11 protein-coding genes are annotated in these 11798 nt (G+C 60.7%); 8 read left to right on the plus strand and 3 right to left on the minus strand.

Annotation, left to right across the window (positions count from 1 at the left end):
* Positions 1 to 29: 29 nt before the first annotated feature.
* Both ABV589_RS18690 and mmsB read left to right on the plus strand, forming a co-directional pair.
* On the plus strand, positions 30 to 1556 hold the full coding sequence (locus ABV589_RS18690) for a CoA-acylating methylmalonate-semialdehyde dehydrogenase (protein WP_367082976.1): 1527 nt from the start codon (positions 30 to 32) through the stop codon (positions 1554 to 1556).
* Positions 1557 to 1565: 9 nt separating this feature from the next.
* Positions 1566 to 2453: a 3-hydroxyisobutyrate dehydrogenase gene (mmsB, locus tag ABV589_RS18695; RefSeq protein WP_007962098.1), complete on the plus strand. Its 888-nt coding sequence runs from the start codon at positions 1566 to 1568 to the stop codon at positions 2451 to 2453.
* Positions 2454 to 2719: 266 nt separating this feature from the next.
* Here the strand turns inward: mmsB and ABV589_RS18700 are convergent, their stop codons facing one another.
* The gene (locus tag ABV589_RS18700; RefSeq protein ID WP_003221437.1) at positions 2720 to 3070 is read right to left on the minus strand and encodes a cupin domain-containing protein; all 351 of its coding nucleotides are present in this window, start codon (positions 3068 to 3070) and stop codon (positions 2720 to 2722) included.
* A gap of 34 nt (positions 3071 to 3104) precedes the next feature.
* Positions 3105 to 4043 carry a LysR family transcriptional regulator gene (locus ABV589_RS18705; protein ID WP_367082977.1) on the minus strand — a complete coding sequence of 313 codons (939 nt, stop codon included), beginning with the start codon at positions 4041 to 4043 and terminating at the stop codon, positions 3105 to 3107.
* 232 nt (positions 4044 to 4275) lie between these two features.
* On the opposite strand from ABV589_RS18705, the gene ABV589_RS18710 reads away from it, so the two are divergent.
* Positions 4276 to 5040 carry a sulfite exporter TauE/SafE family protein gene (locus tag ABV589_RS18710; RefSeq protein ID WP_367082979.1) on the plus strand — a complete coding sequence of 255 codons (765 nt, stop codon included), beginning with the start codon at positions 4276 to 4278 and terminating at the stop codon, positions 5038 to 5040.
* Here the strand turns inward: ABV589_RS18710 and ABV589_RS18715 are convergent.
* Complete coding sequence (locus tag ABV589_RS18715; protein ID WP_367082980.1) at positions 5030 to 5344, minus strand: putative quinol monooxygenase; 315 nt, start codon at positions 5342 to 5344, stop codon at positions 5030 to 5032. The genes ABV589_RS18710 and ABV589_RS18715 overlap by 11 nt on opposite strands.
* 182 nt (positions 5345 to 5526) lie before the next feature.
* On the opposite strand from ABV589_RS18715, the gene ABV589_RS18720 reads away from it, so the two are divergent.
* From ABV589_RS18720 to ABV589_RS18740, 5 genes are all read left to right on the plus strand, one after another.
* Positions 5527 to 6117, plus strand: coding sequence for an NAD(P)H-dependent oxidoreductase (locus tag ABV589_RS18720; RefSeq protein WP_367082982.1), 591 nt, complete (start codon positions 5527 to 5529; stop codon positions 6115 to 6117).
* Positions 6118 to 6290: 173 nt separating this feature from the next.
* Positions 6291 to 7202, plus strand: a complete 912-nt coding sequence (locus ABV589_RS18725) for a LysR family transcriptional regulator (protein ID WP_367082984.1) — start codon at positions 6291 to 6293, stop codon at positions 7200 to 7202.
* Positions 7203 to 7305: 103 nt separating this feature from the next.
* Complete coding sequence (locus ABV589_RS18730) at positions 7306 to 8199, plus strand: NAD-dependent epimerase/dehydratase family protein (protein WP_367082986.1); 894 nt, start codon at positions 7306 to 7308, stop codon at positions 8197 to 8199.
* Positions 8200 to 8837: 638 nt separating this feature from the next.
* Positions 8838 to 10559: a carbamoyltransferase C-terminal domain-containing protein gene (locus ABV589_RS18735; RefSeq protein ID WP_367082987.1), complete on the plus strand. Its 1722-nt coding sequence runs from the start codon at positions 8838 to 8840 to the stop codon at positions 10557 to 10559.
* Positions 10560 to 10622: 63 nt separating this feature from the next.
* On the plus strand, positions 10623 to 11798 hold the full coding sequence (locus ABV589_RS18740) for an MFS transporter (RefSeq protein ID WP_367082989.1): 1176 nt from the start codon (positions 10623 to 10625) through the stop codon (positions 11796 to 11798).

The raw sequence follows: 11798 nt of genomic DNA on the forward strand, positions 1-11798 counted from the left end.
TACGATAAAAACAAGTTTCGGAGACCAGCATGAACGCATCGCTTACGCCCAACGAAACCACGGTCCAGAAGGTCAAGCTGCTGATCGACGGCGAATGGGTCGAATCGCAGACCACCGAGTGGCACGACATCGTCAACCCGGCGACCCAGCAAGTGCTGGCCAAGGTCCCGTTCGCCACTCCCGCTGAAGTCGACGCCGCCATCAGTGCCGCGCACCGCGCGTTCCAGACCTGGAAACTGACCCCGATCGGCGCGCGCATGCGCATCATGCTCAAGCTGCAGGCGCTGATTCGTGAACACTCCAAACGCATCGCCGTGGTGCTGAGCGCCGAGCAGGGCAAGACCATTGCCGACGCCGAGGGCGATATTTTCCGTGGCCTGGAAGTGGTCGAACACGCCTGCTCCATCGGCACCCTGCAAATGGGCGAGTTCGCCGAAAACGTGGCCGGTGGCGTCGATACCTACACTCTGCGCCAGCCGATCGGTGTGTGCGCCGGCATCACCCCGTTCAACTTCCCGGCGATGATTCCGCTGTGGATGTTCCCGATGGCGATCGCTTGCGGCAACACCTTCGTCTTGAAGCCTTCCGAGCAGGACCCGCTGTCGACCATGCTGCTGGTGGAACTGGCGATTGAGGCGGGCGTTCCGGCCGGTGTGCTCAACGTGGTTCATGGCGGTAAAGACGTGGTTGATGGCCTGTGCACTCACAAGGACATCAAAGCGGTGTCGTTCGTCGGTTCGACCGCGGTCGGTACGCATGTATACGACCTGGCCGGCAAGCACGGCAAACGCGTGCAATCGATGATGGGCGCGAAGAACCATGCCGTGGTGCTGCCGGATGCCAATCGCGAGCAAGCGCTGAATGCACTGGTCGGCGCGGGCTTCGGTGCCGCCGGGCAGCGTTGCATGGCCACTTCGGTGGTGGTGCTGGTCGGTGCAGCGAAACAATGGCTGCCGGATCTGAAAGCGCTGGCGCAGAAACTCAAGGTCAACGCCGGCAGCGAGGCGGGCACCGATGTCGGCCCGGTGATCTCGAAGAAAGCCAAGGCGCGGATTCTCGACCTGATCGAAAGCGGCATCAAGGAAGGCGCCAAGCTTGAGCTCGATGGTCGCGACATCAAGGTGCCGGGCTACGAGCAAGGCAACTTCGTCGGCCCGACCCTGTTCTCGGGCGTGACCACCGACATGCAGATCTACACCCAGGAAATCTTCGGCCCGGTGCTGGTGGTGCTGGAAGTCGACACCCTCGATCAGGCCATCGCACTGGTCAACGCCAACCCGTTCGGCAACGGCACGGGCCTGTTCACCCAGAGCGGTGCAGCGGCGCGCAAATTCCAGAGTGAAATCGATGTCGGCCAGGTCGGTATCAACATCCCGATTCCAGTGCCGGTACCGTTCTTCAGTTTCACCGGTTCGCGCGGATCGAAACTCGGCGACCTCGGCCCGTACGGCAAGCAAGTGGTGCAGTTCTACACCCAGACCAAAACGGTCACGGCGCGCTGGTTCGATGACGACAGCGTCAATGACGGCGTGAACACCACCATCAACCTGCGCTGAGGACTGGCCATGAAAATCGCATTTATCGGTCTGGGCAACATGGGCGCGCCGATGGCGCGCAACCTGATCAAGGCCGGCCATTCGCTGAATCTGGTGGACCTGAACAAGACGGTGCTGGCGGAACTCGAGCAACTGGGCGGCACCATCCGCGCCTCGGCCCGTGAAGCAGCCGAAGACGCTGAACTGGTGATCACCATGCTCCCGGCCGCCGTGCATGTGCGCAGCGTCTGGCTCGGTGAGGACGGTGTGCTGGCCGGCATTGGCAAAGGCGTGCCGGCGGTGGATTGCAGCACCATCGATCCGCAGACCGCCCGCGATGTGGCCGCTGCGGCAGCTAAACAAGGCGTGGCCATGGCTGATGCACCGGTCTCCGGCGGCACCGGCGGCGCAACCGCTGGCACGCTGACCTTCATGGTCGGCGCCACCCCGGAACTGTTCGCCACCCTGCAACCGGTGCTGGCGCAGATGGGGCGCAATATCGTGCATTGCGGTGAAGTCGGCACTGGGCAGATCGCCAAGATTTGCAACAACCTGCTGCTGGCGATTTCGATGGTTGGTGTCAGCGAAGCGATGGCGCTGGGTGATGCGTTGGGGATCGACACTTCGGTGCTGGCCGGGATCATCAACAGTTCGACCGGGCGTTGCTGGAGTTCGGAAATGTACAACCCGTGGCCGGGCATCGTCGAAACGGCACCGGCCTCGCGCGGTTACACCGGTGGTTTCGGCGCCGAACTGATGCTCAAGGATCTGGGCCTGGCGACTGAAGCGGCGCGTCAGGCGCATCAACCGGTGGTGCTCGGCGCGGTGGCGCAGCAGTTGTATCAGGCGATGAGCCAGCGTGGGGAGGGTGGCAAGGACTTCTCGGCGATTATCAACAGCTATCGCAAGCCACAGTAATGCCGCTGGGTGCGATTCTTTGTGGCGAGGGAGCTTGCTCCCGCTGGTCTGCGTAGCAGACCCAAACCCGGTCAATGCGGTTCTTCAGAAAAACCGCATTGACTGAATTTACGACTGCTGCGCAGCCGAGCGGGAGCAAGCTCCCTCGCCACAGGTGATCTCCCGGCTTTTTTATGTGAGACAAAAAAGATCGCAGCCTTCGGCAGCTCCTACATGGGTGAGACTAGACCCTGTAGGAGCTGCCGAAGGCTGCGATCTTTTGCGTGTCAGGCGAAGACGAAATATTTGCGCACGGTCTCCACCACTTCCCAGGTGCCTTTCATCCCCGGTTCAACCACGAAGATGTCGCCAGCGCGCAGGTGAATCGGCGCCATGCCGTCCGGGGTGATGATGCAGTAGCCTTCCTGGAAGTGGCAGTACTCCCACTTCACGTAATCGACCCGCCACTTGCCCGGCGTGCAGATCCAGGTGCCCATGATCTTGCTGCCGTCTTCGCTGGTGTAGGCGTTGAGGTTGACGGTGTGCGGGTCACCTTCGAGTTTTTCCCATTTGCAGGCGTCGAGTACCGGCAGCGGGTGAGTGTCGCGCAGAACGGTGATGGGGGCGGTCGCGGTCATGTGGACTCCGGGCAGAAGGATTTGAAGTCGAACCCTATAGCGCCTGCTCGTCGTTCAGTTGTCTGGGGTCGACATCGGGCTGCTCAGAAACGCGCGGATCGGTGAGCGCGTGTAACAACGCCCGGGCGTAATTGGGCAACGCGGTGAAGTCCCTGGCGCACAGCATGAGCGTGCGGCGCGCCCACGTTTCATTGAGCGCAACCCATTTGAACGACCGCAACGCGGCCCGCTCGACAGCGGCCAGCGGCATAATTGCCAGCCCGGCACCTCGGGCGACCATGCGCATGACCCCGTCGAAACCGTCGGCGCGGATGCGGATCTGCATCCGCGAACCGCTGTGCAGTGCTTGTTCTTCCAGATACACCGCCAGTGCACTGTCGGCGCGCAGCCCTACAAAGTCATGTTGCAGGGCGTCGCTGAAGCTGACCTCGTCAGCGTCAGACAACGGATGCCCGAAGGGCAGGATCAGTGCCAACGGATCATGCCGAAACGGCAGCGTCTGCAGGTCTGAACTGTCCACCGCGTCGGACACGATCCCCAGATCCGCCGCCCCTTGGCGTAACGCATGGGTGATGCGCGCGCTGGGCAACTCCTGCAGATCGATGTCGAGGTTGGGATGGTCGCGCAAAAAGTCCGCCAGTGCCTCCGGCAGGTATTCGGTGATCGCGGTGGTGTTGCACAGCAGCCGCACCTGACCTTTCACCCCCTGAGCGTAATCCGCCAGATCCTGCTGCATGCGCTCGGACTGCTGCAGCAGCACGCGCGCATGTTGCGCCAGTGCCTTGCCCGCGGGTGTCGGGGTCACACCACGGCGGCCGCGGTGCAGAAACTCGGTGCCCAGCGAGGCTTCCATCGCACGAATCCGCGCACTGGCGGCGGCCAGTGACAAATGACTGCGCGCGGCGCCGGCGGTGATGTTGCCGGTGTCGAGGATGTGCAGGTAGAGGCGCAGGTCGGTGAGGTCGAAGTGCATGGGGCAGCCTCTGGTTTTTCTGGTGTCCGGGATGGCCCTATCGCTGGCAAGCCAGCTCCCACAGGATTTGTGTTGTGCACAAATCCTGTGGTCCACACTGAAACCTGTGGGAGCTGGCTTGCCAGCGATGAGGCCAGAAGCCCTAATCAAATACCAAGCCTCTTGTATTGGAAGAGGCAGCCTCAGTATATGGCAGATTTTCAGTACACCCGCAAAGGCGCACAGTAGCGCCATGAACGCATTCGCCGATTTCTATCAAAACCTGGGTCTGGCCTTGTCCTTGCTGGTCATCGCCACCTTCATAATGGCCGGCCTGGTCAAAGGCGTGATCGGCCTCGGCCTGCCCACTGTTGCCATGGGCCTGCTCGGTCTGGCTATGGCGCCATCACAGGCAGCCGCGCTGCTGATCATTCCGGCGACGCTGACCAACCTCTGGCAACTCGCGTTCGGCGGGCATCTGCAGGCGCTGATCAAACGCCTGTGGCCGCTGCTGCTGATGATCTTCCTCGGCACCGCCGTCGGCACGCTGTCGATCGGCATGGCGGGCGGGCATTGGGTCGTGCGCGGGCTGGGCGCGGCGTTGCTGCTTTATGCGTTGAGCGGGTTGTTGCTGCCGACGTTGCGGGTCAATCCGCGCCTTGAGCCGTGGCTCGGTCCGCTGTGCGGGTTGATCACCGGCGTCATCACCTCGGCCACAGGCGTGTTCGTGATTCCGGCGGTGCCGTACTTGCAAGCGCTGGGCTTTAATCGCGATGAACTGGTGCAGGCGTTGGGGCTGTCGTTCACCGTCTCGACCCTGGCGCTGGCCGGCGGCCTGTTCTGGCGCGGTGCGCTGGGTGGTGGCGAATTGAGTGCGTCGCTGCTGGTGCTGATCCCGGCGATGCTGGGCATGTGGTTTGGGCATTGGTTGCGTCAGCGCATCAGTGCCGTGCTGTTCAAGCGGGTGTTCTTTATCGGACTGGGCGCACTCGGCGCCCATTTGCTGATCAGCGGCTAGCCGAAGAAGTGCTGAGCATGTCGATCCGACGGATATCGAAATCGCGCTCCAGGTACGTCATGCGGTTGTCGAAAAACTCGCGCATGTGCGGCAGGTTCGAGTGCACGTCCAGATGCGCCTGGCTTTCCCAGATCTCGTAAAAGATGAACAGCGTCGGGTCTTCCTTGTCGCGCAGCATGTGGTACTCGATGCAGCCGGGCTCGGCGCGGCTCGGCTCGACATAGGCGCGAAACAGCGCTTCGAAGGCCTCGGCTTTCTCCGGGCGGGTCTTGGCGTGCAGGATGAAACCGTGGCGTTCACTCATCAAAACAACTCCTCAAATGCAGATGGCCGAAAATGCTATTGCAATAATCGGCATTCGATTCGTGCTTTTTGATCAAATGTATTTTGCGCCGGCGCGGCTTATTTCGCGCGAGAGGGATGGTTAACCTGCCGCCATTCGTTTTCCCATCTTTCTCCAGCCTGATGGCTGCGTGAGGCGTTCTCATGAAAAAAGTGCTGTTGCTCAATGGCGGCAAGAAATTCGCCCACTCCGACGGTCGTTACAACGCCACCCTGCACGAAACTGCACTGAGCGTGCTGGATCGCGGTGGTCTGGATGTCAAAACCACGTTCATTGACGAGGGTTACGACGTCGCTGAAGAAGTGGCGAAATTCCTCTGGGCCGACGTGATCATTTATCAGATGCCGGGCTGGTGGATGGGCGCGCCGTGGACGGTGAAAAAATACATCGACGAAGTGTTCACCGAAGGCCATGGCAGCCTCTATGCCAGTGACGGTCGCACCCGTTCCGATTCGTCGCAGAAATACGGCAGCGGCGGCCTGATTCAGGGCAAGCAGTACATGCTGTCGCTGACCTGGAATGCACCGCAGCAGGCCTTTGATGACCCGACAGATTTCTTTGAAGCCAAGGGTGTGGATGCGGTGTATTTCCCGTTCCACAAGGCCAATGAGTTTTTGGGCATGAGCGGGCTGCCGACGTTCCTCTGTGTGGACGTGATGAAGCGCCCGAACATCGAGAATGATGTTGCGCGGTATGAGCAGCATCTGAAACAGGTGTTTGCTCTCAAGGCTTGATGGATTTCAGGCTACTATCGAATGGCTTGGCCTGATCCTGTGGCGAGGGAGCTTGCTCCCGCTGGGCTGCGCAGCGGCCCTCGCTTTTACCTGAACCGCAGGGGAGCGCTTCGCACTCCAGCGGGAGCAAGCTCCCTCGCCACGATGAATACGCATTCGATTAGAGAGTTTCCGTGAAAGCCAGATCCGATGAGTTGCAGATTTTCGTCTGCGTGATCGAGTGCGGTTCGATTTCCGCCGCCGCCGAACAGGTCGGGCAGACGCCGTCGGCGGTCAGCCGCACACTGTCGCGGCTCGAAGCCAAGCTCGACACCACGCTGATCAACCGCACCACGCGGCGCATGGACCTAACCGAGGAGGGCAAGTATTTCTTCGAGCAGGCCAAGCTGATTCTCGACCAGATGGATGCCCTCGAAGAGCGTCTGTCGTCACGCCAGCAAACCCCGTCCGGGCGCCTGCGGATCAACGCCGCGTCGCCATTCATGCTGCACGCCATCGTGCCGTACATCGACGAATTCCGTGATCTGTACCCGGACATCCAGCTCGAACTCAACAGCAATGACCTGATCATTGACCTTCTGGAACAAAGCACCGACGTCGCCATCCGCATCGGCACCCTTGCCGATTCGACATTGCATGCGCGCTCGCTCGGTTGCAGTCCGCTGCTGATCGTCGCCAGCCCGGCCTATCTGGAAAAGCACGGCGCGCCGCAGCAGGTTGCCGACTTGAGCGAACACGCCTTGCTCGGCTTCACCCACAACGAAGGCCTCAACCAATGGCCGCTGCGCTACGTGCACGGTGACCGCTGGCCGATCACCCCAGCCATCAGCGCCTCTAGCGGTGAAACCGTGCGCCATCTGGCGCTGGAGGGGCAGGGCATTGCCTGCCTGTCGCACTTCATGACCATCGACGACATTCGCGCCGGGCGCCTCAAGGTGCTGTTGGCGGAGTTCAACAGCGGTTATCGCCAGCCGATCAACGCGGTGTACTACCGGAACTTGCAACTGGCGCTGCGCATTCAGTGCTTTCTCGACTTTATCCAGAGCAAGCTTGCGGCGTACGCCAGCAGCGATTTCAAAGGTTGATTCGTGACCCCTGCGCAACAGTGAATTGGGTGATCGCGGGTTTTTCCACCGGGGTGAGCGGTCGATACTCACTGCATCACTTATTCACGCAGGGAGTTTCTCCATGAACGTATTCATCACCGGCGCCGCCGGTTTTATCGGCGGTTCCATCGCTACCGGTCTGGTTCAGGCCGGGCACAGTGTCACGGGCCTGGTGCGCAGCGTCGCACAGGCTGACGAGCTGAAAGCACTGGGCATCACCCCGGTGATCGGCACCCTCGAAGACAGCACATTGCTGGCCGATCAGGCCCGCGCCGCCGATGCGGTGATCAACGCCGCCAGCAGTGACCATCGCGGCGCAGTCGAAGCGTTGCTCGATGCCCTGCGCGGTTCTAACAAAGTGTTCCTGCACACCAGCGGTTCGAGCATCGTCGGTGATGCGTCGGGCGGCAAGTCCAGCGACGTCATCTACTACGAAGACAACCTGCCGGAACCCACCGTCGACAAGGCGGCTCGCGTGGCCATCGACAACCTGATCCTCGCCGCTGCCAAGGACGGGGTGAACTCGGCAGTGATCTGCAACACCTTGATCTACGGCCACAGCCTGGGCGTCAATCGCGACAGCGTGCAGTTGCCGCGCCTGCTCAAGCAAGCGCGCAAAAGCGGCGTGGTGCGGCATGTCGGCACGGGCCAGAACATCTGGTCCAACGTGCACATCGAAGACGTCGTCGCCCTGTACCTGCTGGCGCTGACCAAAAACGTGCCCGGCACCTTCTACTTTGTCGAAAGCGGCGAAGCGTCGTTCATCGACATGACCACAGCCATGGCCGAAGCGCTGAATCTCGGCGAGCCACAGGACTGGCCACTGCAAGACGCCGAAGCCGAGTGGGGCTATGAAATGGCCAACTACGGCCTCGGCTCCAACAGCCGCGTACGCGGCAAACACGCTCGCGAACTGCTGGGCTGGGTGCCGAAGCGGACGTCGGTGGTGGACTGGATTCGTAGCGAGATGGTGTGAGCCCTACACAAACCATCCAAACACCACCGAATCTGTGGGAGCTGGCTTGCCAGCGATAGCGGTCGACCAGTCAGCATCTGTGTTGGATGTTACGCCGCCATCGCCACCAGGCTGGCTCCCACAAGTGAACCGCATTCTGACTGACGGAATGCAATCAACCTGTAGGAGCGAGCCTGCTCGCGAAAGCGCTGGCTCAAACAACAGAATAGTCGGCTGGCACGCCGTCATCGCCCGTTTTTTTGTCCCGGTAAACCCCCGCAAATACGCCGCATGCCAGTGGAATTTAATTTTTAGCGGGGACTTGTCCGGGCGCTCGGGAAATTACCGGCTAGGCTGCTACCGCGGTGAAACGAGGGCGGCTGCGATGCATGTCGCGCTCTATGTGTTGCAGGCATGAGGCCCGTTCAGCACGGCACCACCCATGGAGTTTTTCTGGCAAAAGGAATTTGCGATGGCGACACCCATTGATGCCTTCTCGTAAAGGCGTATCCCCCGGCGGACACACATGAATCCGCGATCTCCCGATGAGTAATGGTCGGCCATGACGGCCGGCATCTGTCATTGACTCTGGTTATTGCATTGCACGCTACGCGCGTGGGCGAAGCCGTCACCTCAATTGGCGAAAACAAGGAATAGTTATGATCATTTTGGGTATTACGAATAATGATTTGGCGGGTGCTTGCCTGGTACGTGACGGTCAGATTCTTTCGGCGGTCAGCGAAGAGCGTTTCACCCGGATCAAGGACCATAAAATCTGGCCGGCCAAGTCCATCGAGTTTGTGTTGAGCCAGGCCGGCGTGTCGCTGGAAGACGTCGATCATGTCGCCTATGGATGGAACGCCGGTTTCAGTGCCGACAAACATCTGGAGTTGTACTTCGATCGCATTGTCGAGGAGGTCAGGAACAACCCCCAGGGGCTGGCGCAGTTCCGCCAGCGGGTGACCGATGAAATCAACAACGACAAGGCAAGGCGCGGCGAATTCGACCAGTTCATTGTCGACAACGGTCTGCAAGGCAAGGCGTATTACATCGATCACCACGAGTGCCATGCGCTCGGTGCCTATGTCTGCTCGCCATTCGAGGAAGCGTTGACATTGACCTGCGACGGACGCGGCGATTTCCAGTCGCTGACCGTCACCTGGTACAGCCCGACAGAAACCACGGTGCTGCAACGCGAAACCAGCATCGACAGCCTCGGTTATTTCTATGGCCGGATCACCCACCTGCTCGGTTACAAGCCCAACCGCCACGAAGGCAAGGTCACCGGGCTGGCCGCATTCGGTGATCCGCAGAAACTGCTGGGCGTGATGCAGCAGATGATCCGTTTCGAAGACGGCCGTATCAAGGCGCGCTGCGGCGATATGTTCCTGCCGTCCTACAACACCTACAGCGAGCCGCTGGAAACCCTGTTTGCCCGGGAAACCCCCGAAGACATCGCCGCCGCCGTGCAGCGTCACAGCGAAGACCTGCTGGTGGCCACCGTCAGCCATCATCTGGCGCAGCGCGGCACTGCCAACCTGTGCCTGGCCGGCGGCGTGTTTGGCAACGTCAAACTCAACCAGCGCCTGCGCGAGATCCCGGGCGTCAAAGACGTCTACGTGCTGCCGTGCATGGGCGATGGCGGCCTGGCACTAGCGGCGGCAGTCGGCGCCGCATACCTGGAAAACGGCACCCGTTTCAAGAATCCGTCGATGATGCTCGGGCCACAATCGCGCAGCGTTTCGCAGAACATCAACCTGATCATTCGTGACTACCCTGAACTCGGTTATCACACGCCGTCGAACATCATCGAGGTGCTGACCGAGGCGCTGACGGAAAATCAGGTGCTGGGCATGTTCAAGGGCAAGATGGAGTTCGGCCCGCGCTCGCTGTGCAACCGCAGCATCGTCTATCACGCGCAGGATGCCGAGGTGAACGACTGGCTCAACAAACGCATGCACCGCACCGAGTTCATGCCCTTCGGCCCGGTCACGGCCATCGAGCAGGCGGCGGCCTGCTACGTCGGTTGGGACGAGCAGCAAGTGGCCGCCGACACCATGACCATGACCTACGACTGCCATCCGCAATTTCGCGAGGCGAGTCCGGCGGTGGTGCACATCGACGGCACCGCGCGCCCGCAGATCATTCGCCCGCAGAGCGACCCGTTCATGCATCGCCTGCTGACGGCCTGGCATCAGAAAACCGGTCAGGCGGCCTTGATCAACACCTCGTTCAACCGCCATGAAGAGCCGATCGTGTGCTCTTCCCAGGACGCACTGGATGCGCTGAAAGAAGGCATGGTCGATCTGGTGGTCATGAGCGAATCGCTGATTGTCTGGCGCAAGGGCAGAAACAGCTTTACTCAACAACGCTTCGAATAAATGGATGGTATTCAGGGCTCCCCGGGAGTCCTGTTTCAGGAGTACCGGGCGTATGGTTGACGCATGTATTTAATCTTTTTCGGGTTCTTTGCGGCGGAAGGGATCATCTATCCGTTCTGGCCGACCTGGCTGGATTCCCTGGGCTTCAGTGCCAGTGAAATCGGTTTGCTGATCGCCGCCGCGTATTGGCCGCAGGTGGTGACCGGGGTGCTGATCACCTACGTGGCCGACTGGCGCGTGGATCAGTTGCGGCTCGCCGCTGTTCTGAGCGTTACCGCCGCGTTATGTACGTTGCTGTTCTACTTCATCCCGGCGCATTTGTGGATGTTCGTGTGCCTGAGTGTGCTGTTTGGCGGGGTGTGGATGGTGGTGCTGCCGCTGTCCGAATCCTATCTGCTCAAGCGCGACAAACTGGCCCTGCAGAATTACGGCTGGGTGCGGGCGGTGGGTTCTTCGGCCTTTATCCTGACCTCGACCCTCGGTGGTTTTCTGTTTGCGCAGTACAGCCAGTCGTGGGTGCCGCTGGTGATCGCGGCGAGCATGTTGATCACCGCTGTGGCGTGTCTGCGCCTGAAACGCCAGGTGTCGCGGGCGCATCTGGCGCCGCCCGGCCCGGCGCGCAAACGGCCTGAGTGGCGGGCGCTGTTGGCGCACAAAAGCCTGTTGATTGCGATTGCTGCCGCCAGCTTCATTCAACTGAGTCACACCCTGTACTTTTCCACGGCTTCGATCGGTTGGGGGGTGAAGGGCTTTTCTTCCTCGGCGATCGGCATGTTCTGGGCAGTGGCGGTGATTGCGGAAATCATCTGGTTCGCGCTGTCCAACAAGGTCCTGGCGTTTTGCGCGCCGTTGTCGTTGGTGATGTTTTCCAGTGTCTGCGCGGCGCTGCGCTGGGTGCTGTTTGCCAACAGCGATGCGGTGTCGATGATCCTGCTGGGCCAGTGCCTGCACGCGCTGAGCTTTGCCGCCTACCACGCGGCGATCATGCGTTTTATTCGCGACCAGGCACCGCAGGATATTCAGGTCTTTACTCAAGGGGTTTATTACTCCCTGGCGGTGGCCTTGCCCATGGGCCTGGCCACACCTTTCGCCGGTTACCTGTACCAGACCCGGCCGCAGTGGTCCTACTACGTGATGGCGCTGTTCGCGTTGGTCGGAACGGTGCTGGCGTTCATTGCTCATCAGAAAATGCGAAGTTCAACTCATGGCTCAACAAACGTTTACAGCCGTCTGCTTTGA

It is taken from the genome of Pseudomonas sp. HOU2 (genome assembly GCF_040729435.1).
Lineage (GTDB): Bacteria > Pseudomonadota > Gammaproteobacteria > Pseudomonadales > Pseudomonadaceae > Aquipseudomonas.

Excerpts from the sequence above, each read along its gene's own strand:
- ABV589_RS18735 (WP_367082987.1), top strand. The coding sequence starts at position 8,838 with ATGATCATTTTGGGTATTACGAATAATGATTTGGCGGGTGCTTGCCTG.
- ABV589_RS18740 (WP_367082989.1), top strand. The coding sequence starts at position 10,623 with ATGTATTTAATCTTTTTCGGGTTCTTTGCGGCGGAAGGGATCATCTAT.
- ABV589_RS18710 (WP_367082979.1), top strand. The coding sequence starts at position 4,276 with ATGAACGCATTCGCCGATTTCTATCAAAACCTGGGTCTGGCCTTGTCC.
- ABV589_RS18700 (WP_003221437.1), bottom strand. The coding sequence starts at position 3,070 with ATGACCGCGACCGCCCCCATCACCGTTCTGCGCGACACTCACCCGCTG.
- ABV589_RS18730 (WP_367082986.1), top strand. The coding sequence starts at position 7,306 with ATGAACGTATTCATCACCGGCGCCGCCGGTTTTATCGGCGGTTCCATC.
- mmsB (WP_007962098.1), top strand. The coding sequence starts at position 1,566 with ATGAAAATCGCATTTATCGGTCTGGGCAACATGGGCGCGCCGATGGCG.
- ABV589_RS18690 (WP_367082976.1), top strand. The coding sequence starts at position 30 with ATGAACGCATCGCTTACGCCCAACGAAACCACGGTCCAGAAGGTCAAG.
- ABV589_RS18720 (WP_367082982.1), top strand. The coding sequence starts at position 5,527 with ATGAAAAAAGTGCTGTTGCTCAATGGCGGCAAGAAATTCGCCCACTCC.
- ABV589_RS18715 (WP_367082980.1), bottom strand. The coding sequence starts at position 5,344 with ATGAGTGAACGCCACGGTTTCATCCTGCACGCCAAGACCCGCCCGGAG.
- ABV589_RS18705 (WP_367082977.1), bottom strand. The coding sequence starts at position 4,043 with ATGCACTTCGACCTCACCGACCTGCGCCTCTACCTGCACATCCTCGAC.